Origin of the sequence: Ruthenibacterium intestinale (assembly GCF_040096265.1) — a bacterium.
Lineage (GTDB): Bacteria > Bacillota > Clostridia > Oscillospirales > Ruminococcaceae > Ruthenibacterium > Ruthenibacterium komagatae.
Genome location: NZ_JBBMFA010000113.1, coordinates 43,672 through 65,980, shown reverse-complemented (window position 1 = coordinate 65,980; position 22,309 = coordinate 43,672). Strand labels below are relative to the sequence as shown.

Annotated in this window: 21 protein-coding genes, 1 tRNA gene and 2 other RNA genes; 17 read left to right on the top strand and 7 right to left on the bottom strand. The window is 48.1% G+C overall.

The window, feature by feature from the left end:
• Positions 1-104: 104 nt before the first annotated feature.
• Positions 105-2,444 carry an ATP-dependent DNA helicase gene (locus tag WMO24_RS14980; protein WP_349217183.1) on the bottom strand — a complete coding sequence of 780 codons (2,340 nt, stop codon included), beginning with the start codon at positions 2,442-2,444 and terminating at the stop codon, positions 105-107.
• Between the two features lie 445 nt (positions 2,445-2,889).
• On the opposite strand from WMO24_RS14980, the gene ilvB reads away from it, so the two are divergent.
• The 3 genes from ilvB to ilvC all read left to right on the top strand — a co-directional run bounded on the left by ilvB (position 2,890) and on the right by ilvC (position 6,151).
• Positions 2,890-4,551 (top strand): biosynthetic-type acetolactate synthase large subunit, encoded by a 1,662-nt coding sequence (gene ilvB / locus WMO24_RS14975; RefSeq protein WP_349217182.1) that lies wholly within the window; start codon positions 2,890-2,892, stop codon positions 4,549-4,551.
• 14 nt (positions 4,552-4,565) lie between these two features.
• Positions 4,566-5,069 carry an acetolactate synthase small subunit gene (ilvN, locus tag WMO24_RS14970; protein WP_349217181.1) on the top strand — a complete coding sequence of 168 codons (504 nt, stop codon included), beginning with the start codon at positions 4,566-4,568 and terminating at the stop codon, positions 5,067-5,069.
• A gap of 65 nt (positions 5,070-5,134) precedes the next feature.
• Positions 5,135-6,151, top strand: a complete 1,017-nt coding sequence (gene ilvC / locus WMO24_RS14965; protein ID WP_349217180.1) for a ketol-acid reductoisomerase — start codon at positions 5,135-5,137, stop codon at positions 6,149-6,151.
• Positions 6,152-6,264: 113 nt separating this feature from the next.
• Here ilvC and WMO24_RS14960 read toward each other — a convergent pair whose 3' ends face one another.
• Complete coding sequence (locus WMO24_RS14960; RefSeq protein ID WP_349217179.1) at positions 6,265-7,443, bottom strand: ATP-binding protein; 1,179 nt, start codon at positions 7,441-7,443, stop codon at positions 6,265-6,267.
• A gap of 134 nt (positions 7,444-7,577) precedes the next feature.
• Here WMO24_RS14960 and ilvA point away from each other — a divergent pair, with 134 nt between their 5' ends.
• Positions 7,578-8,786, top strand: coding sequence for a threonine ammonia-lyase (ilvA, locus tag WMO24_RS14955; protein WP_349217178.1), 1,209 nt, complete (start codon positions 7,578-7,580; stop codon positions 8,784-8,786).
• A gap of 31 nt (positions 8,787-8,817) precedes the next feature.
• Here the strand turns inward: ilvA and WMO24_RS14950 are convergent, their stop codons facing one another.
• Complete coding sequence (locus tag WMO24_RS14950) at positions 8,818-9,966, bottom strand: hypothetical protein (RefSeq protein WP_349217177.1); 1,149 nt, start codon at positions 9,964-9,966, stop codon at positions 8,818-8,820.
• A 9-nt stretch (positions 9,967-9,975) separates the two neighbouring features.
• Positions 9,976-10,560 (bottom strand): uracil-DNA glycosylase, encoded by a 585-nt coding sequence (locus tag WMO24_RS14945; RefSeq protein ID WP_349217176.1) that lies wholly within the window; start codon positions 10,558-10,560, stop codon positions 9,976-9,978.
• Positions 10,561-10,669: 109 nt separating this feature from the next.
• Between WMO24_RS14945 and pduL the strand changes: the two genes are divergently transcribed.
• From pduL to ssrA, 8 genes are all read left to right on the top strand, one after another.
• Positions 10,670-11,233 (top strand): phosphate propanoyltransferase, encoded by a 564-nt coding sequence (pduL, locus tag WMO24_RS14940; protein ID WP_349217175.1) that lies wholly within the window; start codon positions 10,670-10,672, stop codon positions 11,231-11,233.
• Positions 11,234-11,344: 111 nt separating this feature from the next.
• Entirely contained in the window at positions 11,345-12,115 is a 771-nt protein-coding gene (locus tag WMO24_RS14935; protein WP_349217174.1) for a C39 family peptidase, read from the top strand.
• Positions 12,116-12,217: 102 nt separating this feature from the next.
• Positions 12,218-12,316, top strand: an RNA gene (gene ffs / locus WMO24_RS14930) — signal recognition particle sRNA small type.
• Positions 12,317-12,391: 75 nt separating this feature from the next.
• Positions 12,392-14,095: a DNA polymerase III subunit gamma/tau gene (gene dnaX, locus WMO24_RS14925; protein ID WP_349217173.1), complete on the top strand. Its 1,704-nt coding sequence runs from the start codon at positions 12,392-12,394 to the stop codon at positions 14,093-14,095.
• Between the two features lie 24 nt (positions 14,096-14,119).
• Entirely contained in the window at positions 14,120-14,458 is a 339-nt protein-coding gene (locus WMO24_RS14920) for a YbaB/EbfC family nucleoid-associated protein (RefSeq protein ID WP_349217172.1), read from the top strand.
• Positions 14,459-14,476: 18 nt separating this feature from the next.
• Positions 14,477-15,076 carry a recombination mediator RecR gene (recR, locus tag WMO24_RS14915; RefSeq protein ID WP_349217171.1) on the top strand — a complete coding sequence of 200 codons (600 nt, stop codon included), beginning with the start codon at positions 14,477-14,479 and terminating at the stop codon, positions 15,074-15,076.
• Between the two features lie 87 nt (positions 15,077-15,163).
• A complete protein-coding gene (gene smpB / locus WMO24_RS14910; protein WP_349217203.1) occupies positions 15,164-15,634 on the top strand; it encodes an SsrA-binding protein SmpB in 471 nt (156 codons plus the stop codon).
• Positions 15,635-15,660: 26 nt separating this feature from the next.
• Positions 15,661-16,010, top strand: a transfer-messenger RNA (tmRNA) gene (ssrA, locus tag WMO24_RS14905).
• 139 nt (positions 16,011-16,149) lie between these two features.
• Here ssrA and WMO24_RS14900 read toward each other — a convergent pair.
• From WMO24_RS14900 to WMO24_RS14890, 3 genes are all read right to left on the bottom strand, one after another.
• Positions 16,150-17,037 carry a hypothetical protein gene (locus tag WMO24_RS14900; protein ID WP_349217170.1) on the bottom strand — a complete coding sequence of 296 codons (888 nt, stop codon included), beginning with the start codon at positions 17,035-17,037 and terminating at the stop codon, positions 16,150-16,152.
• A 57-nt stretch (positions 17,038-17,094) separates the two neighbouring features.
• Positions 17,095-17,823 carry a DUF975 family protein gene (locus tag WMO24_RS14895; RefSeq protein ID WP_349217169.1) on the bottom strand — a complete coding sequence of 243 codons (729 nt, stop codon included), beginning with the start codon at positions 17,821-17,823 and terminating at the stop codon, positions 17,095-17,097.
• Positions 17,824-18,126: 303 nt separating this feature from the next.
• Positions 18,127-18,202: transfer RNA gene (locus tag WMO24_RS14890), tRNA-Ala, on the bottom strand.
• 262 nt (positions 18,203-18,464) lie between these two features.
• Here WMO24_RS14890 and WMO24_RS14885 point away from each other — a divergent pair.
• From WMO24_RS14885 to frr, 5 genes are all read left to right on the top strand, one after another.
• Positions 18,465-18,782, top strand: coding sequence for a DUF6514 family protein (locus tag WMO24_RS14885; RefSeq protein ID WP_349217168.1), 318 nt, complete (start codon positions 18,465-18,467; stop codon positions 18,780-18,782).
• Positions 18,783-18,785: 3 nt separating this feature from the next.
• Positions 18,786-19,535: a sporulation initiation factor Spo0A C-terminal domain-containing protein gene (locus WMO24_RS14880; RefSeq protein WP_349217167.1), complete on the top strand. Its 750-nt coding sequence runs from the start codon at positions 18,786-18,788 to the stop codon at positions 19,533-19,535.
• Between the two features lie 15 nt (positions 19,536-19,550).
• Positions 19,551-20,819 carry a sensor histidine kinase gene (locus WMO24_RS14875; RefSeq protein ID WP_349217166.1) on the top strand — a complete coding sequence of 423 codons (1,269 nt, stop codon included), beginning with the start codon at positions 19,551-19,553 and terminating at the stop codon, positions 20,817-20,819.
• A 126-nt stretch (positions 20,820-20,945) separates the two neighbouring features.
• Positions 20,946-21,656, top strand: coding sequence for a UMP kinase (gene pyrH / locus WMO24_RS14870; protein ID WP_349217165.1), 711 nt, complete (start codon positions 20,946-20,948; stop codon positions 21,654-21,656).
• A 16-nt stretch (positions 21,657-21,672) separates the two neighbouring features.
• Complete coding sequence (gene frr / locus WMO24_RS14865) at positions 21,673-22,227, top strand: ribosome recycling factor (protein WP_349217164.1); 555 nt, start codon at positions 21,673-21,675, stop codon at positions 22,225-22,227.
• Positions 22,228-22,309: the final 82 nt, after the last annotated feature.

Below are 22,309 nucleotides of genomic sequence, written 5' to 3'. Positions count from 1 at the left end.
AAAACAGGACGCACACATTCCGTTGTGCGTCCTGTTTTTTGGTGTAATGGCAACTGGCTTTACATGCGCTTGCGGGCAAAGCGTTGTGTAAAGCGGTTGGCTTGTCAGAGGCTCCAAAAGCGATTCAGTGATTCCTTTAATGATTCTTTTGAGTGGATTGACTGCATTTCAGACCAGTGCGATGGGAAAAGTTTGCGATAGTTGGAAGTTCGATAGCGCGTATCGATCAAAAGAAGGACGCCGCGGTCTGTTTCCGTTCGAATAACGCGTCCGGCGGCTTGCAAAACTTTGTTCATACCGGGATATTGATACGCATATGCAAATCCTTCGCCCAAGGTTTCTTCATAGTAAAGCCGGAGAGCATCTTGCCGAGCCCCAATCTGTGGGAGTCCGACTCCAACAATTACACAGCCGACCAGTCGTTTCCCTGGCAAATCGATTCCTTCAGAAAAAATACCGCCCAGAACGCAAAAACCGAGAAAAGAGCTTTCCGCTGTAAAATGTGAAAGGAAGGCTTCTTTTTCGCTTTCTTCCATGGAAGGCTGTTGTGCAATAACATTTAAATGAGGAAAAAGTGACTGGAATCGTTCACACACCTCTGCCAGATAGCGGTGAGATGGGAAGAAGATAAAGTAGTTTCCCCGATGTGCCTCTGCACAGGTCGCAATCATTTCACAAACTGCATCTATGCTTGCGTGCCGGTCCGCGTATTTGGTGCTGATGGAATCGGCGCTCAAAAGGCAAAGATTTTCCTTGGGGAAAGGACTTTCCAGAAGGATTCGTTTGGAATCGTCTCCACCACCCAGTGTCTGTATAAAATAGTCGACTGGTGTCAACGTTGCGCTGAACAGAATACTGGCTCGTCCCAGCTTCATAGATTCATCCAAAAAAATCGATGAATCGAGGCACAGAAGTTCCAGAGATATTTCTGTTCCCGAGAGTGTCAGCAGAGAAGTGAAGTGTTCATCGTAAAGTTCCCAAATTTTTAAGAAAAAGCAGACATCAAAATACAGCTGCAAAATTGTGTCGTGCAATGCACCTTCCCGATGTTCTTCCAGCCATTCCTCTGCGGCGGAAGAGAATGCGGGAAGAGCACGGGCAATTTCCACTTTGCCTTCCTTGCAAAGGAGAAAACGCTCCTCGCTTTCCTGAATTTGCTGGCGCAAAGAAATCCACTCACGATTCAGTTTTAAAAGTGCGCTTTTCAGTTTTCCACCGCCTTTTCCCAGCGCTTTTTTGGCTTCCCAAAAGTCGGATTTGCATAAGCGGGCAGAGTACATGCTTCGGGCGCGATCGACCAGATTGTGTGCTTCATCAACCAGAAAAATAAAGTCGCCGCCATCTGTAAAAAAGCGTTTCAAACTGACAACGGGATCAAAGAGGTAATTGTAATCGCAGATGATGCAGTCGCACCAGTTAGACAGGTCCAGCGCAAGCTCAAAAGGGCACAGTGCGTTTTCTTGCGCGAAAGAAAGGATGTTTTCTCTTGTAAAGGCATCTTCGCAGGACAGAAACCGGAACAGTGCACCGTTGATGCGATCGTAATAGCCGTTGGCAAGAGGACAGGCCTCTGGTGTGCATTCCCGATTCTCCATGGGACAGATTTTATCTTTGGCGGTGAGTGTCAGCGTTTTGACGTGCAAACCGGGCGAGTGATCGCGCAAACGGTGCAATGCGTCTTCTGCTGCTTGCCGTGTAATGGTTTTTGCTGTCAGATAAAAAATGCGCTCCCCGTGCTCCTCGCCCAGAGCCTTTAATGCGGGAAACAGAGTGGACATGGTCTTTCCGATTCCGGTAGGTGCGGCAGCGAACAGCCGGCTTTTTTCGCAAATAGTCAGGTAGACGGCACGTGCGAGCCGGTATTGTCCGGGACGGTAGTCAGAAAACGGAAAAGTAAGCGATTTTAAGCTTTCATTGCGTTGGATGCGCCACTGTTGTTCCATTTTGGCCCAAGGCGTATAAAGATGAAGCGTATCAGCAAGAAAATCCTGAAGCTGCGTTTTGGAAAAATATCTTCGATGACGTACGATCTCAGAAGTGTCGACTTGATAATAAGTCAGCTGAATCATAACACCTGCCAGCTGCTTCTCCTCGCAAAGAAATGTGCCGTAGCATTTCGCCTGCGCCCAATGCATGGGATTAAAATCTTCGGTTAAAAGTTCCGTGGGTGCGGTTGTGGTTTTAATTTCATCGACTACGTAAAATTCTTCTTCCTCAATCACTCCGTCGGCCCGCCCTTCCAGCAGATAGTGGATTCCGTCCACCTGACGGGAAGAGCGGAAAAACACTTCCGCATGATATTGTTGGCCTGCAGCTTTTTGAAGCTTTCGATGAATGCGGCTTCCTTCGTTGGCGCGGTCAAATCCGGAAAAACGGCTGTCGATACTGCCGCAGCGCAGTACAAATTCTATAAGGCTCCGAACAGATAATCTGACTTCTTCCATGACTACATCTCCAAGGTGAAAACCGCATTTGCGCGTACTTTTTCTTTAAGCATACCATGCGGTGAACGGGGCGGCAAGAAAACTTTTTCTTTTTCAGAAAAAGTGTTTGACAATTGAACAACATTTCGTTATAATGGACCACAATAACACCAAATGCAGTGACGGAAAGCAGTAGCATGTCCACCTGTATTCAAGAGAGCCGCCGGCGGTGTAAGTGCGGTATACAGACCATGTGAATCTCGTTCCATAGCAGCTTTGTCGAACGCTTTTAGCCAGTAGGGAAAGACGGATGCCACCGTTATCGGGCGGGCGCGTGTCTGGGCGCGCAGTGAGCGGCTGTCGAAAGGCAGCAAGCAGAGTGGTACCGCAGAGTGCTTTAACGGCCTTTGTCTCTGATTGTAAGGAGACATGGGCTTTTTTATTTTGTAAGAGGGGGGCGTATCTGATGTTATTGACAGGCGCGGATATTTTTGCAGAAGTTTTGGTGGAACAGGGAGTAGATACGCTGTTTGGTTATCCAGGCGGCGCGGTGCTGAACCTTTATGATTCACTGTACCATTATCGTGATAAGATTCACCACGTAATGACGGCGCATGAACAGGGGGCTGCACATGCAGCGGATGGATATGCCCGAGCTACCGGTAAGACCGGTGTGGTTCTGGCCACCAGCGGACCGGGCGCCACAAATTTAGTGACCGGAATTGCCACGGCGTATATGGACAGCATCCCTATGGTGGCGATCACAGGAAACGTGGGAACGTCTTTGATCGGACGTGACAGTTTTCAGGAGGTTTATATTACCGGTATTACCATGCCGATCACCAAACATAATTTTGTAGTAAGAAAAGTAGACGAGTTGGCCGACATTCTGCGGGATGCATTCCGCATTGCTCAAACTGGGCGAAAAGGACCGGTACTGGTGGATATCCCGAAGGATGTAACATCGGCCAAGGCGGAATTTGTGCCGAAAAAGCCCCAAATTCCGGAGATGCATACTTATATTGAGCAGAAGGATTTGGAACAGGCAGCAGAGATGATTAATGCGGCGGAGCGCCCTGTGATTTATTTCGGCGGCGGTGTGTCGGCGTCTCAGGCTGGCGAAGAACTGCTGGAACTTGCCCGCAAGGCGGAAATCCCGGCGGCATATACCATTATGGCGGCGGGAGTACTTGGATATGGTGATCCGCTGAATATGGGCCTTCTGGGAATGCATGGAAATCGAACAACCAACTGGGCAGTCAACGAAGCAGACTTGGTTTTGGCAATTGGAACACGTTTCTCGGACCGTGTTGCATTGAATCCTGACCAGTTTGCCAAGAGGGCCAAGATTCTTCAAATTGATATCGATCCGAGTGAAATTAACAAAAATGTGGAAGTGGATCACAGCCTGGTGGGAGATGTAAAACAAGTCCTCCAGCAGTTGCTGCCTTTGGTGAAACCGGCAAAACATCCCGACTGGATGGCATTGGTGCAATCCTGGCAGGCGCAGGATTATCATCCGAAAAACAGTTCTACTCGGATCACTCCGCACCAGCTGATTGGGAAAATTTGTGAACTGGCGGGTCCGGATGCCGTTTATGTCACGGATGTGGGACAGCATCAGATGTGGGCGGCTCAATATATCCGGCATATTCGTCCCCGCAGTTTTCTGACCAGCGGCGGTTTGGGGACCATGGGCTTCGGATACGGTGCAGCAATCGGCGCCAAATTGGCTGTAGGCGATCGTCCTGTGATTCATTTGACAGGTGACGGTTCCTTCCATATGAATCTGAATGAAGCATGCACTGCAGTCAGTTATGAGTTGCCGATTATTACCGTGATCTTTAACAATACGGTTTTGGGAATGGTCCGTCAGTGGCAGACTGCTTTCTATGAGAAACGATATTCCAGCACCGATCCGCACCGTAAAACCAATTATGTAAAACTGGCCGAGGGATTTGGTGCAAAAGGATATCACTGCGAAAGCGTAGCTGAATTTGCACAGGCTTTCGAGCAGGCACTGAAAAGCAAAGGCCCTGTATGGATTGAATGTGTGATTGACAAAGATGAGAAGGTTCTTCCCATGATTCCGGCGGGCGGTACCATCGAAGACATGATTATGGATTAAAGGGAGGCGGTAAGATGCAGAAGGAAGTATTGAGTATTTTGGTAGACAACCATTCCGGCGTATTGACACGCGTCGCTTCACTGTTCGGCCGCCGCGGCTTTAACATTGACAGCTTGACCGTATCCACGACCGATGACCCGAAGACGTCCCGTATTACGATTGTGGTCCATGACGATGCCAAGGTTTTGGAGCAGATTATCAAACAGACGGCGCGTCTGGAAGAGACACAGCAGATCTTTTCTTTGGATGCTTCACACAGCTTGCTGCGGGAGTTGCTGCTTGTAAAAATTGAAGCAGATGAAAAAAACCGTACAGAAGTACGTGAGATTGCAGAGATTTACAAAGCCAAAATTATTGATTTGTCTCGGGAAAGCATGGTCATGGAATTGACTGGAGAACCGGATAAAATCGACGGGTTTCTGGACGTGCTCTCTCCGTACAAAATTTTGGAGATGTGCCGTACAGGCGTCACGGCATTGGAGCGCGGCGGGATTCAGAAGCATCCGCGCGTGAAATAAGTATCTTCCGGTACGGGAAACCGTGCCCTTTGGTAAAAAAATTTAAAATAGAGGAGTAATGCGTTATGATCAAGAAGTACTATGACAGTGACTGCAACCTGAGTCTGCTGGATGGCAAGACGGTCGCGGTAATCGGCTTTGGCAGCCAGGGACATGCACATTCCATGAACCTGGCCGAAAGTGGAGTAAACGTGGTTGTCGGCTTGCGCAAAGGCAGCGGCCACTGGGACAAGGCGGCCAGCTTCGCACAGACTCACGAGAACTTCAAAGTAATGGAAATTGAAGAGGCCGCAAAGGCTGGCGACATTGTGATGATGCTGGTGCCTGACGAACTGGCTGCTGACATTTACAACAAGCAGGTCGCTCCTTATATGGAAGAGGGCAACGTCCTGATGTTCGCGCACGGCTTCAACATTCATTTCAATTTTGTGCAGCCGGCTAAAAACCTGGATGTTATCATGGTTGCTCCCAAAGGCCCCGGCCACACGGTCCGTAGCCAGTATGTGGAGGGCAAAGGCGTTCCCAGCCTGATTGCTGTACATCAGGATTATTCCGGAAAGGCAAAAGATATTGCCTTGGCGTATGCTTGTGGTATTGGTGCAGGCCGTGCAGGTATTTTGGAAACCAGCTTCCGTGAGGAGACAGAGACGGACCTGTTCGGTGAGCAGGCAGTTCTGTGCGGCGGTGTATGCGAACTGATGCATGCCGGCTTTGACACGCTGGTAGAAGCTGGCTATGAGCCGGAAATGGCTTATTTTGAGTGCATCCATGAGATGAAGCTGATCGTTGATTTGATCAACGAGGGCGGCTTCGGCAAAATGCGGTATTCCATTTCCAACACTGCGGAATATGGCGATTATCGTACCGGCAAGCGCCTGATTACGGAAGAAACCCGCAAGGAGATGAAGCAGGTTCTCACCGAAATTCAGGATGGCACATTTGCCAGTGAATTTATGCAGGAAATGAGCTCGGCGGGCGGCCGCAAAGCGAAATTCCTGGCGACCCGCCGTCGCGAGGCGGAGCATCCGGTGGAAGGCGTCGGCGCTGAACTGCGCAAGATGATGAGCTGGCTGCACAAATAAGCGACTCAAAAAAGAAACAGGCAGCGGTTCTCTTCCGCTGCCTGTTTCTTTATATGTTTCCTGGTGATTCAAAGACCGCCTGCCCGAAAGCGGGCAGGCGGTCAGGATTCAGGTCAAGTGTTTTCCCGTGCTTTCAGCTGTTCAATGAATTGCTTGGCAGTGCGCGGGCTTCTGCCGCCGGCACGAAGAGCAAAGGTTTCTGCCTGTGCCAGCAGTTGGTCTTTGGGCACTGAGAGGTCATACAGCACGGCAAGATTTTCTACGATGTGTTGGTACAGTGTTTTATCGGGGCGCGAGAAGGTAACAGTAAGGCCAAATCGTGCAGATAAGCTGAGCAATTCCTGCATGGTATCTGCCAGATGAATCTCGTCACCATCCCGATCGGCAAAACTTTCCTTGATTAGATGACGGCGGTTGGATGTAGCGTAAATAGCAAGGTTTTTACCCCGGCTTGAAACGCTTCCTTCCAAAATCGCCTTCAAAGCAGAAAAGTCATTGTCGTTTGAGGAGAAACTGAGGTCGTCAATGAACAGAATAAATTTGAGAGGATTTAGGCTCAATCGTTCTACAATGTCCGGGATCTGGTACAATTGAGCTTTTTTTACTTCGATCAGGCGCAGGCCCTCAGACGCAAATTCGTTGGCGATTGCTTTAACGGTACTGCTTTTGCCGGTCCCGGCATCTCCGTACAGGAGAACATTGCTGGCGGGTTTCCCGGCCAACAGTGCGCGGGTGTTGGCAATAACCTGGCTGCGTTCCTGTTCGTAGCCGGAAAGCTGGGCAAGTGATTGAGGGTCGGGATGTTTGACGGGCACCAGCTCGCCGTTGTTGACGGTGAAGACGTGGTGGCGGGCAAATATTCCATAGCCGCGCTGCGGCAAATCTTTCAAGCGCTGATGATAGGTAGCAGCAAAAGGAATGGTGTGTGTAGACCAGAGGGCTGGTTTGTCTTCCAATGGGACTTGCTCAGGAGAAAAAAGAGATAATTCCTGCAAGAAGTCAAGTTCCCAGTCCAGACAATCCTGCAGCGCTTTGTCGGCCGAAAGGTTTTGACAGTAAGCATGAATATAGAGGTTTTCATCCTCTAACACACTGTCCATCAAGAATTGACTCCAATCGGTTGTATGTGTGAATAAGGCTGCGGTAAACGCTCCGTATGCATCAGCCAGTTTTAATGTGTTTTCAGAAGGAGCACACAAAAGAACGTCCAGTTTTTGAATGACGGGATTTTGCAGGAGATTTCGGAAAATCACCAAACTGTGGAGCTTGGTTTGAAGCACTTCACTGGTCATGGAAAACCCTCTTTTCAAATACTTTTTATCAGTATACAGCAAAAACTGTCGTGTTCGCAATGTTTTTGCTTGGCAAAGTATCGGCGAAGTGCTAAAATATTTCTTATATTGCGAAAGAGTGGGAGTGGAAGACTATGCTGACGCTGGATAAAATTTACCATGCAGCCTACGTTTTGAAAAAAATTGCGCGAAAAACGGACATGATTGCTGCGCCATTATTGAATACAGAGAGCAATATTTTTTTGAAAACGGAAAATTTACAGGTGACGGGCAGTTTTAAGGTGCGCGGTGCCTATTACAAAATCAGCCAATTGAGCGAAGAGGAAAAAAGTAAGGGCGTTATTGCATCCAGCGCGGGAAACCATGCACAGGGCGTGGCGCTGGCTGCGCAGGAGAACAAGATTCCCTGCACAATTTGCATGCCGGATGGTGCGCCCATCAGTAAAGTGGAAGCGACAAAATCCTACGGTGCGAAAGTATGTCTTGTAAAAGGGGCATACGATGAGGCATATGAATATGCCTGTAAATTGCAAAAGGAAAAAGGATATACATTTATTCATCCGTTTGATGATGATGAAGTAATTGCAGGTCAGGGAACCGTTGGCCTTGAAATTCTGGATCAGTTGCCGGAGGTGGATGTGGTGCTGGTTCCGGTAGGCGGCGGCGGTCTGATCAGCGGCGTTGCCTATGCAATCAAACACTTGCGCCCGGAATGCAAGGTATATGGCGTTCAGTCGGCGGGGGCTCCCAGCATGAAGGAGTCCATGGAACAGCATCAGATGCTCACACTGGACAGCGTTTCGACATTTGCTGATGGAATTGCGGTAAAACATCCGGGCGATTTGACATATGAGCTGGTCAATCAGTATGTAGACGGAATCGTTACCGTAACAGATGATGAGACGGCAGCGGCCGTTCTCGCGCTGATTGAACGCCAGAAACTGATTGCAGAAGGCGCTGGTGCGGTTGCTGTGGCTGCAGCTATGTATAATAAGGTGGATATCAAAGGCAAGAAGACAGTTTGCTTGCTGAGCGGCGGAAACATTGATGTGAATATCCTCAGTCGTGTTATCGCACGCGGCCTTATGATGGCAGGCCGTTCCAGCACGCTGACCATTGCTTTGGAGGACAAACCCGGCCAGTTGCAGGGAGTCAGTGAGGTCATCAGTCGCTGCGGCGGAAACGTAGTCAGTGTTCATTACAGCCAGGCGGATACCAATATGCGCATCACCAGCTGCTATCTTCATATTGGAATGGAAACCCGAGACCATGCACAAGTGGAACAAATCAAGCAGGAATTGGCAAAAGCGGGCTTCAACATTGTCCAGACGGTGAACGGATGAAAAAATCCCCGGGGAGTATCCCGGGGATTTTTTAAAGGGAAGAAAGAATCGTTTTTTCTAGACGAGACAATTCGCAGTCAAATTCTTCCTGACGGGAAGCTGACGCATAACATGCTTTTAAAGCAGACCTTGCCTGCTGTGCTTCGCGGTAGAGTTTGCAGGCTTGCCGAATTAGATCCCGTGTCGCTTTCTGGTTGAATCGAATGCGCTTTTTGCGAAGCATCAATCCGTTGTGATTCATAAAACGTGTGGCGTGAATCGTTCGCTGCGAATCAAACTCCAGCGGAAGATAAGCGCTGGAAAGTACGAAAGCCGTATTCTGTTCCGGAAGGAAGAGATGGTCAATTTTTCCGTATGGTTCAAAAGGGCAATAACAGGTGATGATGTGGTTTTGAGAAGAAAGCGCAATTTGGCGCAGCTCTTGCATCAGCAATCGCCCGGCGGCACCATACGGATCATCCAGAACAACAATATTTTCTGCCAGTTGAGAAACGGTTTGCTTGAACAGGGTGATTTGGTCAGGAGTTATGGCGCTCAACAGGCGAATGTCTTCCCACGCGCCCGAACCGGGCTGTGAAAAGTACCGACGTGCAAGCGTGTGCGCAAATTGCTTTACTTTAGCTGTATCGGTGCAGCCGAACACAGTGCGTTCCGTGTCCTGAAGAAGACAGGCGGCGGCGGAAAGGTAGCGTACGGAACGCTCCGATGCACGATGACTTTGTTCGGAAATTTCTGCAATTTGGCGACGATTCTGCGCTAACAGGGCAGGATTTAAAAACGAATCGAGAGAGATGACTCGTTCAAACGCCAAGGGATAGTCCGGCTCAAGAATGTGCGGTTCTGTGGCGTCAAATACAGCGAAATGCAGCCGTTGGCAAATGACACCGTCCAGAGAAGACGGATGTGCAGAACAGTGAATTCTTTCGACAGTTTCTCCGCAATCTAGAAGTTTTTGCCCAATGCGTGAAAGCAACTGAGATTTTCCGCAGCCGGGGCCGGCCTTTAAAAGAAGGACGGTGCCGTGCTCCAACTGTGGATAAGCATTTTTAAAATAACTGTGAAATCCGCTGGGGGAAAGTGACCCCAGAAAAAAATCAAGCGCTTTTCCCTGCATAGCAAACACCCCTTTTGTTCCATCATATGTGGAACCGGAGAAAATGCTACCAAAAGAAAAGCGCAATCTGATTTCTTACAACTCTTCGTCTGCCGGATATGTGTGTGCGCAGATTTCTTGTATTTTTTCACGAATGGAAACAAAGTCTGCAAAAGCAAGCGGCTTGTTCCCGGGGCTTCGAAGCAGTGCAGCAGGGTGCAGTGTGGCTGTAAAAAAGGTCCCGTTTTTTTCGGTCCAGGTTCCATGCTCTTTCATAACGCTGAAATCCGGCCGGATAATACGCTGGGCAGCAATTCGGCCAAGGCACACCACGATTTTGGGTTGAATCAGTCGGAACTGCTCCCGGAGATAGGGGATACAGGCATCCCACTCGTTGGGAAGGGGATCACGGTTCTGCGGGGGACGGCATTTGACGATATTGGTGATGAAAATGTTTTTCTCGCGGCTTAAATGAATCGCGCTGAGGTATTGATCCAATAATTGGCCGGAACGTCCCACAAAAGGAAGCCCCTGTTCGTCCTCACGCTGGCCCGGTCCTTCACCGATAAACATAATCTCCGCATGCGGATTTCCGGTGCCGAATACTACATTGGTTCGGGTTTCGCAAAGACCGCATTTGCGGCAATCAAGGCAATTTTTTCGAAGTGTTTCAAAGTCCATGAAATCATCCTTTTCTTCGAGCTCTTTTTTTAATTATAGCATATTTCCCTTGCAGTTTGGAACGCAGGTTGCTAAAATAAAGATGAACCTTAAAGGAGGATGTATGTATATGAAGATTTTGGTAGAAACTTCTGCTCGTCATGTTCATGTGACAAAAGAAGATTTGGAAAAACTGTTTGGTCAGGGCTATGAACTGACTGTAAAGAAAGAGCTGTCTCAGCCGGGACAGTATGCGTCCAATGAGCGTGTGACCGTGGTGGGTCCGAAAAAGGCTCTGCCTAATGTGTCCATTTTGGGGCCGGTTCGTTCTGCCACTCAGGTAGAATTGAGCTTGACGGATGCCCGCTCCATCGGAATTGTTGCTCCGGTTCGCGAATCCGGTGATATTGCTGGTTCTGCCGGCTGCAAATTGGTTGGCCCTGCTGGTGAGGTTGAAATCTCTGAAGGTGTTATCGCGGCAAAACGCCATGTTCATATGACTCCGGAAGATGCGGAAAAAGCAGGTGTTAAAGACAAGGATATCGTCAAGGTTGCCACCGGCAATGAAGGCCGCAAGGTCGTATTTGACGATGTGGTCATTCGCGTCAGCGAAAAATTTGCCACTGCCATGCACATTGATACAGATGAAAGCAATGCGGCGGGCGGCCCGAACAGCGGCGAGATCTTGCGCTGAATCGTTCTATGCAAAAAAAGAGCGGCAGTAATTACTGCCGCTCTTTTTTTGAAACAGATACAGTTTTGTAACAAGGGGGGGATAAAATGCAGTTGTAAGGAGGGAAGAAGGATGACAGCTGTTTTATACCGCAAAACGATGACTCATCAACCGAACACGCAAAGGGAACGTACAGAAAGACGTGCGCGATTCCGCTTGAAGCAGCTGGTGGCAGCTGCAGTTCTGACGGCCCTGCTGACGATTGGTTTAGGGCGCTTTTTAGTGATGGAAGGATATGTTTTGGAACCGATTCGGGTTGAGCCGGTAATGCAGCTTCCGGAACTTCCCAATGGGTGTGAGGCAGCAAGCCTGGCCGCTGTCCTTCAATTTTATGGCTATTCTGTTGATAAGTTGGATTTGGCCTATGGCTATATTCCTCGTGTGGATTTTTGGGAAGAGGATGGAATCCGTTATGGAGTGGACCCGAACGAGGCGTATCCGGGAGATCCTGCGACAGGTATCGGATTTTACTGCTTTGCCAAGCCTCTTGCAGAAGGAGCCAATCTTTATTTGCAGCAGCAGGAAAGCACACTATATGCCTATGATATCACCGGAGTAACACAGGCAGGGCTTCGTCAGTATTTGTCGGATGGGGTTCCGGTCATTGTGTGGATTACAATAGACGGAGAAATGCCCCGCTACAGCAATTATGAATGGACTGACCTGAGTACAGGAGAAACCATTTTAGGTTTGGCCAATGTACATTGTGTAGTGCTGACTGCCTTGGGGGAAACAAAATGCGTGCTCGCAGATCCGCTGGATGGCGAAAGAGTGCTGGAAAAGGAAGAGTTTGAGCAGATGTTCTCGGCTATGGGGTGTCGTGCAGTTGTGATTCATGATTGACGGCAATCGTTGCTTTTTCTTGCATTTTGAATAAGTCTATAGTATAATACAATTTGTTACTGGTTACTGGACAGGCGAAATGTGTGCTGTTCGGTATACAGAGGGCGGGCCCTGTGCGATGGGACTCCATGAACCATGTCAGGCGGGGAACCGAGCAGCATTAAGTGGCATGTTCTGTGCGCCGCAGGTTTCCTGTCCTCTGTATACCCAACAGCATACGGGGCGTGGAACGCCGTGGCCTGTCTATTTTTTTACGTGCAGGGAGGTGGCCGGACTTTGTATCGTGCTCTTTATCGCAAATGGCGTCCGAAAACGTTTGAAGATGTAGTCGGTCAAACGGAAATTACTACTGCGCTGAAAAATCAGATTTTGCATGATAAAGTCGGTCATGCCTATATTTTTACGGGCACGAGAGGAACGGGTAAGACTACATGCGCCAAGATATTTGCGAAAGCCGTTAACTGCCTTTCCCGTAAGGAGGCAGATCCCTGCGGCGAATGTGCAATTTGCAGAGGGATTGATGACGGCAGTGTGATGGATGTGGTGGAAATTGACGCTGCTTCCAACAATGGCGTGGATAATATTCGCGATCTGCGTGATGAAACAGCTTACACGCCCAGTGAATGTACGTACAAAGTATATATCATTGATGAGGTGCACATGCTTTCCACAGCGGCGTTTAACGCTTTGCTGAAGATTATGGAAGAGCCGCCTGCTCATGTGATTTTTATTTTGGCAACGACAGAGATTCATAAAGTTCCGGCTACTATTTTATCCCGTTGCCAACGGTACGATTTTACGCGTATTTCTCCGGAAGACATTGAGGGAAGACTGCTGTACGTCGCAGGACAGGAAAAAATTGATTTGGAACCACAGGCAGCAGGGCTGATTGCGCGATTGGCAGATGGTGCGATGCGGGATGCGCTTTCCATTTTGGATACATGCGCTGGTGTGACAGACCATGTGGATATCGATGTGGTACGGCGAATGGCCGGTGTAACGGACAAAAGTTATTTGTTTGAACTGTGCCGTGCGATTGCTGAAAAAGATGCTACACAGGCGTTGGTCTTAGTGGCACAGCTGCGCGAAAAATCCATCGATATCAAGCGCCTTTGCGATGAGTTGATCCTGCATTATAGAAATCTTCTTCTGGCAAATGTACCGGGCGGTGCGCAGCTGCTGATTGGTGTGAGTGAAGAAGACGAGAAGCGGTATTTGGAAATGGCTTCTTCGGTACCTCAGTCAATGGCGATTCGCGCTATTCGCCGATTGTGTGAAGCGCTGGATAAAATGGGAAAGGGAACCGATCCGCGGATTGAGTTGGAATTGGCGCTGTTCAGTTTATGCGAAGATGAGAAACCGATGGTGGTATCCAGTGCAGCGCCGGTGGCGTCAGTTTCCACTTCCGTTCAGAGCGGCCCGAGACCTTTTGCGAGTGCACCGGTATTGCAGACAGTGCCGCCGGTAGAATTGACCCAGCCGACTGTGTCGCAGGATCCGCCACCATGGGAGACATCAAAAGACGTATCTGCTTCGCCGGAAACGACCTCGGAATCTCCAAAGTCGGAAGCGAAGGCGGCACCTAGACAGGATGAACCGGTCAAAACAGCACGCAAGCCTTTGCCGAAACTTCCGGAAGGGGTTACGGAACAGCCTTTCTCGCAGTGGAACGAAGTGATCCAGGCGATGGAGGCGAAGGATACGATGTTGTTTGTCAATATGCGCGGGACCAAGGCTTACTATGACGGTCGGCGTATTCTGATTGACGGGAGCGAGCTTTTTTTGGAGTTTATGCGTCAGAACGAGTATTCGACCGATCTGATCAAATCAACAATTCAAGAGATTACCGGAATTCGCTATGCGATCGGGCCATATAAGAAAAAGAATATGCAGGCGGCAAATCCACAGAATATTGCGCAGCAAACGCTTCAGTCTTTGGAACAGCATGGCGTAGAAGTAATCTACGAGGATGAAATGTAAAATAACAGGAAAGAGGTTTTATCAATGAAAGCGAGACTTCCCCAGGGATATGGAAAACAGAGTATGGCACAGCTGATGCAGCAGGCACAGCAGATGCAGGAAAATGTAAAGAAAAAACAGGAAGAACTGGAGCAGACTTCATACAGTGTTACAGCCGGCGGCGGTATGGTGGAGCTGACGATGACAGGAAATCATCAGGTCACCAGCTTGAAATTGAACCCGGATGTTGTTCAGCCGGATGATATTGAAATGTTGGAAGATTTGGTTGCTGCGGCTGTCAATGAAGCGGTCCGCGTTGTAGATGAGGCTGCTGATAAAGAGATGGCAGCGTTGACGGGCGGTTTGAATATTCCCGGGCTTTAATTCTGAGGAGAATGAAACATGGCTTATGTGGCGGCGCCGCTGGAGCGGCTTATTGAACAGTTTGCAAAGTTGCCGGGTATCGGACGTAAAGGCGCCACGCGATACGCATATCAGGTTTTAAGCATGTCCAAGCAGGATGCGATGGAGTTTGCGCAGGCGATTCAAGATGCGCATACAAAGGTAAGGCGCTGTAAAGTGTGTCAGAATTTCACGGAAGATGAAATTTGTGCCATTTGTTCCAATGCGGGGCGGGACCACAGTGTAATTTGCGTTGTGGAGTCCCCAAGGGATGTTACGGCGTTCGAACGTACACGTGCCTTTCGCGGGGTGTATCATGTGCTTCATGGCCTGCTTTCTCCCATGGACGGCATTACGGCGGAGCAGTTGTGTATCAAAGAATTGCTCGATCGTTTGAAAGACGGGGAAATCCAGGAATTGATTATGGCTACGAATTCCACGGTCGAGGGTGAGGCGACGGCAATGTATATTGCCAAGCTGGTGAAGCCTTTGGGCGTAAAGGTGACGCGTCTTGCGTATGGCCTTCCGGTCGGCAGTGATATCCAATACGCGGATGAAGTTACGTTGGGAAGTTCTCTGACCAACCGGAAAGAATTGTGATTCAGAACAGATTTCGCTCTGTTCTGCTTGACAAAAGCATTTGAAAAAGGTATTCTTATAGCCTATCAGAGCACCGGAGGTGATAAAATGGAAGTGCGGCAGACAGCTGAAAAATTGATTGCGGAAAACCGTAAAGCCCGACACGACTATTTTGTCATGGAAACTCTGGAAGCTGGCATTGAGCTGGTTGGTACCGAAGTGAAAAGCATTCGTGCTGGAACGGTAAATCTGAAGGATTCCTGGGTAGAAGTTGAAAACGGCGAGTTATTTGTTCATGGTATGCATATCAGCCCCTATGAGAAGGGGAACATTTTCAACCGGGATCCATTGCGGGAACGAAAGCTTTTGGTTCATCGTCGGGAGATTCGTCATCTGGCCGATGAAAAGAAGCTGAAAGGATATACCATTGTTCCGCTGAAACTCTATTTCAAGCGAGGAAAAGTGAAAGTGGCGCTTGGTTTGTGCAAAGGCAAAAAGCTTTATGACAAGCGTGCCGATATGGCGGCACGTGCGGCAAAACGTGACATTGATCGTGCGTTGAAATCTCAAAATCGTTAAAAAGGCTTTTACCAAAGCCTTTTCATGGGGATGTAAAGGTTTCGACGGGGAGAGGAAAGCGAAAGCAGCGGGTAGTGGTCGAGGGACACACTTAAAACTCCTTCAAAAAAATAGCTAACAACAATAAATTAGCTGTCGCTGCCTAATTAAAGGCGGCTGTCCTGCCCACTCCAGCACCGTGTGGGGCCAGGGCATCATTTAGGTGCTGAACGTGAACGGCTTTAAGCTTTGCGGGCCGTCATGACTGAATGAAGCTACCGAAGCGCCGGCGTGTTTATCCGCTTGACGCCGAGGGAATGTTGTAGATAAACTGCACCCGGAGATACTAGCGTAGACTTCTTTTCGGACAGGGGTTCGACTCCCCTCATCTCCACCATAAAAAAGCCCGCAAAACTCAGGTTTTGCGGGCTTCTCATTTTTCTCTGACCACACTTTTGAACCATATATAATGCTTTGCAAAAAGCCCCGAGCAGCAACTTAGCTCGGGGCTTTTGCATTTTATGAAAAAATATTGATTATGGGGTACACTCAGGACAGGGATAAGGGTGTCCACTTTTGGCAGCTTCATTTAATGTGCAGGAAATGTGCTCAGTTTGCAGTTGAGGACAGGTTTCCGAAAGATGATAATATGAGTCTCCCTCTTGTATGTATACGGGTAAGTCTGCATTTTCCAGACGCTCATAATATTTTTCCTCTATCAGCGAATTGCTTCGTTCTGACATTTCCTGGTGTTCTTTTTGGTAGTAGTCTACGTAGTACTCATAACTTCCTTGGCTGAACGAAGGGGCAGTCTGACTGTCAGAAAGATCCTCCCCCGAGTCAATGGAAACTGAAAAAGAGATGCCATTTGCAGAAGCAGCAGGCTCTGTTTGCAGCGTTTTAAAAAGGAGAATAGCAGCGATGCATAAGATGGCGCAGGAAATCGCCAGAAAGAATTTGGGAGAAAAATGAATAGCAGAGCGCTTATTCGCCTGATTGGAGCTAAAAAGCTGTTGCCAAAGATCAAATGATGAAGCCAGAAAAGATGCATATGCATTGAGAAACTTTAAGTCAAGGTCCATCTGTGCAAGACTGCATTGGGCGATTCTGTGGCAACGGGCATGCATGGATTCCGATAATGAGGCGGATTGGTTTAACTTATTTGATAATTCATAATAGAATTCAAAAACTCTTTCACGGGAAACACGAGATGCCACAGCAGGTTCATTTAAGCTTGACAAAAGTTCATTTACAACAGAAGTGTTATTATAAAGACATGTAAAGCAGAGTGCAGAAAAGACAGAGTCCTTGGCGGATATTCCCGCTTGGCCAAGGAAGGGCATTTCTTCAAGTGCGGCTTGGGTACGTGAAATCAGAAATTGACATGAGGCAGTGGCATTAATTGTGCGTGTATCCTTTTCCATCCTGCATCGGCCCCTTTTCAATTCGTTCTCATCTTTGTTCTGGCAATTTAGAAACAATCAGATGCTCGGATAACAGACGAAGCCAGTCAGATGCTTTCGTGTTTCCTCTACTAGGCTGAATGCTTTGATTCGATAAGCAGAGTAACATTCAGCCATTGTCGCCCAATAATACGGAAGCAATCCCAAAAAGCCAATGCCAAGAGTAACACAACTTAAAAGAAACCATCCCAGAAAAGATAAATCCAAAAGAAGAAGGGAAAGGATTTCGTTTTTTACCAACATGGCGCTGAGTGAAAAAGTATGTTGCTTGGAAAGGGTGGGATTTTCTGCTAAAATCCACGGGACCAATCTTAACTGGTAGGCTCTGTAAATGCCTGGAACAATCAGTAGCACTGCCAAGAGAAAAATTTGAAGATCTCGAAAGAACATCTGCTTAACGACGTTCCAATAGCTGCGCTCTGTGAAGACGCTGAAAATTGTGGCAAAGGGTGGTGTACCTTGCCGCTGCTCCATGAAATAACGATTGCAGCCTACTGAAATAGGGTTAAAAATCAATATGCGTGCGAGCACCACGAGAAACAATGAGCCGCATATTATTGTGTAATATGTTCCGTTTTTTAGGAGAGTGTCCGATTCCCAAATCAGAGGGAACAATTTTGAAAAAAACAGGCTGTTCAATACAAACAGAATGCACACAATTCGTATGGCGGTTGCCAGAATGCTATACAGGATATGTCCTTGAAGCACAAGACGTGCATTGTGTTTTAAGAGTCCCGATGTCCACATGAGCTTTCCCTCCTGTTTTACATAATTATTATAGAAAAGAAGAAAGAAAAGGTCAAATCAAGTGCGAATTATGATGTACAGGGAAATCGATTTACAGATTGACGGGCTAATTTGAAAAATCGTGATGTATATTATAAAAGGGAGAGCTATGTTGCAAGGTGGTTACAAAAGCGTAAGGGGTATTAACTTTACAGGTGAGTTGTGCGCTGAAAATATAAGCAATAGAAATCAGTGTCTACCAAAACGGATTGTTTGTGTTGATAAAAAATAAAAAACGCAACTTTGAAAACAAAGTTGCGTTTTTGGTGGACCCGAAGGGGATCGAACCCTCGACCTTACGGATGCGAACCGTACGCGCTCCCAGCTGCGCTACGGGCCCTCATCTGTCTGTCCAAACAGATTGCTTATATAGATTACTCCTTTCGAGAGTGAATGTCAAGCTTTTTTTGCGTAAAAACAAAAGTTTTTTGATGCCTCTTTTGCACGTACGGCTGATATGTTAAAATAGAAAAAAGCTTTTGTGACTCAAAAATCTCGAGCCGAAAAAAGTCGATTATTTCCACTTGCACATATTTCGAGTGTTTTCGTACACTAAAATCAGTCGTTTATCGGCGAATTTGGTGCAAGTGGAGGAATAACAAATGGAGTGCTGTGAGGTCGTGTATGAACGCACGCTGACAGAATTGGAACCGTTTCAGTCATCGAGCGAATTGCGGTATATGCTGGATGATGCACATAGCGGAGCGCGGCGTTATGGTGTCAGAATTTCACAGTCGATGCGGGGACGTGTGAATGAAGCGCGTTGCAGTGCGTTGTGTGCAACGAGGCAGCAATGTCGACGGCTTCTTTGCTTTTTGTATGAGAATGCTGTTTTGCCTGTGCATTTGGAAAGCATCATGCAAGATATCTGCAGTCAGGGACTTTTGGAGAAACTTGAGCAGGGAAATGAGAGGGAGTAATAAGTGAAAGAGGTAGGTGGATCTCCGATTCGCGTGTTTTTGCTTGATGCAAATCCAATGATGAGGATGATTTTTCCGGAGTATTTGCAAGAGCAGGATGGTATTGAACTTTGTGGGAGTGCGTCTTGTGCAGAGAGGGCGCTGGGGCAGCTGGAACAACTGAGCCCGGATGTCTTGCTGATTGGTCTGGATGCTCCTTATGAAGAGTGGACGTATTTTTTGGATGCTTTTCGGAAAATGCCATTTTCAAAATCTGTACACGTGATCGTGGGCTGTTCAGACTTGCGTGACCAGATTTGCAAAGAGTTCACTCGTTGCGGCGTAGACTGCTTTGTGCCTCGCCCGGTCAATCTTTCTTACTTGATGGAACGCATCCGGCGCGTAGCGCAGCAGCGGGAACCGCTTCGTGACGATTTGGAGACACTTGTGACGCAAGTGGTGTTGTCCTTTGAAGTGGGAATGAAATTATTGGGATGTACTTATCTTGCGGACGCATTATTGATCCTTTTGTCGCAGGGAAAGCCTTATCCTCGGATGGAAGAGCTTTATCAAATCCTCACAAAAAGACATAATACTACGGAATCATGCGTCGAAAGTGCTATGCGCAAAGTGATCAAACGAATTTTTCAACAAAACAGTGAATCTTTGCAAGAGATGCTGCGCCTGTCCCATATTGAAGGAACCAAACATCTGGCCAATGCAGATTTCCTGTTCATGCTTGCTGCGGGCGTACAGATAAAATATAAATTGTGAAGAAAGGACCATCTCATGCAGAAAGCTTCGTTGGCAAAAGAGACACTGCGCAACTATATGGAAACCGTTGTGCTGGCGCAGGATATAGCATCCTTGTTGGAGTGTGCAAATCGTGCCTGGGAACGTCTGTTTCCTGGAACAGTGGTTTCTTATTGGGTCAAAAATGGGGAGAATTGGATTCGGATCAAGTCAGCTGAGAATGACGAAATACGTTTTGAAAAACAGGCAATGCCTTTTTCCAATGAAGCGGACGGGCTATTGCGCGAGCTGCAGACGCAACGGCTGTTTTCGGATGTGCTCTTGCTGAAGCTGTTTTGTGGTGATTTTCATTGGGGTGTCGTGGCGCTTTCTCCAGTGGAAGGCGGTGTAGAGGAAGAGTGCCTCGCAGTTTCAGAAAAATTGACAATGCTTTTAGCGCAGCAGCTTCTTCCCATGCTGGAAAAACTTTCTCCACGAGATACGGCGCTGAATCTTCTCCGAAAAGATGCGTTGATTTTGTTGGCAGAGGAGATTAAAACTCCGTTGACGGTTGCGAGCGCAGCGGCACAGACTGTTGAGGCAAAATTGCATTATGCACAACAGACTGAGCTGGAAGAACGATGCAGGCGCCTTTTGCAGGTGTTGGATCAAAATCTTCGCAAAGCCATTCGAGTATCGGACAACGTCTTGGAAGTGGGGCGGTTAGAGAGCGGTTATGCGCAACCGGAGTGGCAGGCGTTTGACCTGAATGACTTTTTAAGAGAACTTTTTGAACAGGTAATGCCGTACACTATGAATGAATCAGTGGATTTCTTTTATCAGAATACATTGAGCAATCCGCAAATTGTGGTCAGCGATATGGAATACATAGAACGGATTCTGTTGAACCTGGTGTCCAACGCAATAAAGGGCTGCCGACGATGTGGCAGACGCGGAGAGATCCATGTCACGGCTGCGGTACGGGAAGAACAGATGGTCGTGACGGTGAGAGATAATGGCGTGGGGATCGCACGGGAAGATTTGCCGCATGTCTTCGAAAAGTTCTGGCAACCTTCGGACTCGAATGGAGAACTGCGAGGAACGGGAATGGGATTGTATCTGTCTTCCTTACTGGCGCGACAGCTGAGTGGAAAGCTTTGGGCGGAAAGCGCTCAGCAGGGCGCGTGCTTTACGCTTTGCGTTCCGATTCGTGCAAAAAGCTTCCCGGTGGTGACGAGCCACAAAGGCGCGATTCGCAAAGAAGTCCTTTCTGAACGCGTCAAAACGGAGCTGTGCGAATTCCTTCCTGTTTCGCAATATCGTTAAAAATGATTTCAAAGGATTGAATTAAACAGAAACGGCTCGGTGGGCTGTTTCTGTTTTTTCATCTTTACTTTATAGTGGAAATCATGTAAAATAGGTACGAAAATATCAGTAAGGTGTGATGCTGTGATGGCGGTGCGATACAAACGGATTCTTTTGAAACTGAGTGGTGAGGCATTGTCTGGAAAGACAGGCTTTGGCCTTGATGTGGATACGATTCAAGAGATTTGCGGCGGAATTAAAGCTGCACATGAACTGGGAGCCGAGATTGCGATTGTTGTAGGCGGCGGAAACTTTTGGCGTGGACGTTCCAGCGGTGAGATGGAGCGCACGCGCGCAGATCAGATCGGTATGCTTGCAACTGCGATGAATGCGCTTGCGGTTGCGGATGCTTTGGAGCATTTGGGGCTTGAGGTTCGCGTGCAGACAGCGCTGAATATGCAGCAAGTGGCAGAGCCGTATATTCGGAATCGTGCCATTCGCCATTTGGAGAAAGGGCGCATCGTTATTTTGGCGTGCGGAACCGGTAACCCGTTCTTTTCTACGGATACTGCTTCCGCGCTGCGTGCGGCAGAAATCAATGCGGACATTATTTTTAAAGCGACCATGGTGGATGGCGTATACGATAAGGATCCGAAAAAATATCCCGATGCCAAGAAGTATGACACTCTTACATTCAGCCGTGTGTTAAATGACAAGTTGGCAGTTATGGACAGCACGGCGGCCACCATGTGCCGTGACAATCGCCTTCCGATTCTGGTGTTTGATATTTTGCATCCTGAGAACATTGCAAAAGCGGTGTCCGGCGAAACCATCGGCACACTTGTGTCTGAAAAATGAGAAGAGGAGAATTGACATGAGCGCAGAGACAAAAGTTTACGAAGACAAAATGGACGGCGTCATTCGTCATCTGACAAAAGAACTGGCTGCCATTCGCGCGGGACGTGCCAATCCGGCGGTGCTGGATAAGGTGACGGTGGACTATTATGGAACCGCAACGCCGATTAACCAGGTGGCTGCAATCGCGGTTTCCGAAGCGCGGATCCTGACCATTACGCCGTGGGATGCTTCTTTGATGCGCCCCATTGAGAAAGCGATTCTGACGTCGGATGTTGGAATCAACCCCACCAATGACGGACGCGTTATGCGCCTGGTGTTCCCGGCTCCCACAGAGGAGCGCCGTAAACAACTGGTGAAAGATGCGCTGCATTTGGGAGAAGAGGGAAAGATTGCTGTTCGCAATATTCGCCGCGACGCGATGGATAAATTTAAATCCATGAAAAAAGCAGGGGATTTGACAGAGGATGACCAGAAGGATCTGGAGGAGAAGATCCAGAAGGTCACCGATAAGTTTACCAAAGAGATCGACAAGATTTGTGAGGCAAAAACCAAAGAGATCATGGAGATCTGAGCAAGCTTGTTAAAGTATGCGAAAAAGTGTGCCGCGCCAGCAAAACGCGCGGCACACATTTTTACAAAGAAGGAAGTTCTTA

Excerpts from the sequence above, each read along its gene's own strand:
- WMO24_RS14980 (WP_349217183.1), bottom strand. The coding sequence starts at position 2,444 with ATGGAAGAAGTCAGATTATCTGTTCGGAGCCTTATAGAATTTGTACTG.
- ilvB (WP_349217182.1), top strand. The coding sequence starts at position 2,890 with ATGTTATTGACAGGCGCGGATATTTTTGCAGAAGTTTTGGTGGAACAG.
- ilvN (WP_349217181.1), top strand. The coding sequence starts at position 4,566 with ATGCAGAAGGAAGTATTGAGTATTTTGGTAGACAACCATTCCGGCGTA.
- ilvC (WP_349217180.1), top strand. The coding sequence starts at position 5,135 with ATGATCAAGAAGTACTATGACAGTGACTGCAACCTGAGTCTGCTGGAT.
- WMO24_RS14960 (WP_349217179.1), bottom strand. The coding sequence starts at position 7,443 with ATGACCAGTGAAGTGCTTCAAACCAAGCTCCACAGTTTGGTGATTTTC.
- ilvA (WP_349217178.1), top strand. The coding sequence starts at position 7,578 with ATGCTGACGCTGGATAAAATTTACCATGCAGCCTACGTTTTGAAAAAA.
- WMO24_RS14945 (WP_349217176.1), bottom strand. The coding sequence starts at position 10,560 with ATGGACTTTGAAACACTTCGAAAAAATTGCCTTGATTGCCGCAAATGC.
- pduL (WP_349217175.1), top strand. The coding sequence starts at position 10,670 with ATGAAGATTTTGGTAGAAACTTCTGCTCGTCATGTTCATGTGACAAAA.
- WMO24_RS14935 (WP_349217174.1), top strand. The coding sequence starts at position 11,345 with ATGACAGCTGTTTTATACCGCAAAACGATGACTCATCAACCGAACACG.
- WMO24_RS14920 (WP_349217172.1), top strand. The coding sequence starts at position 14,120 with ATGAAAGCGAGACTTCCCCAGGGATATGGAAAACAGAGTATGGCACAG.
- recR (WP_349217171.1), top strand. The coding sequence starts at position 14,477 with ATGGCTTATGTGGCGGCGCCGCTGGAGCGGCTTATTGAACAGTTTGCA.
- smpB (WP_349217203.1), top strand. The coding sequence starts at position 15,164 with ATGGAAGTGCGGCAGACAGCTGAAAAATTGATTGCGGAAAACCGTAAA.
- WMO24_RS14900 (WP_349217170.1), bottom strand. The coding sequence starts at position 17,037 with ATGGAAAAGGATACACGCACAATTAATGCCACTGCCTCATGTCAATTT.
- WMO24_RS14895 (WP_349217169.1), bottom strand. The coding sequence starts at position 17,823 with ATGTGGACATCGGGACTCTTAAAACACAATGCACGTCTTGTGCTTCAA.
- WMO24_RS14885 (WP_349217168.1), top strand. The coding sequence starts at position 18,465 with ATGGAGTGCTGTGAGGTCGTGTATGAACGCACGCTGACAGAATTGGAA.
- WMO24_RS14875 (WP_349217166.1), top strand. The coding sequence starts at position 19,551 with ATGCAGAAAGCTTCGTTGGCAAAAGAGACACTGCGCAACTATATGGAA.
- pyrH (WP_349217165.1), top strand. The coding sequence starts at position 20,946 with ATGGCGGTGCGATACAAACGGATTCTTTTGAAACTGAGTGGTGAGGCA.
- frr (WP_349217164.1), top strand. The coding sequence starts at position 21,673 with ATGAGCGCAGAGACAAAAGTTTACGAAGACAAAATGGACGGCGTCATT.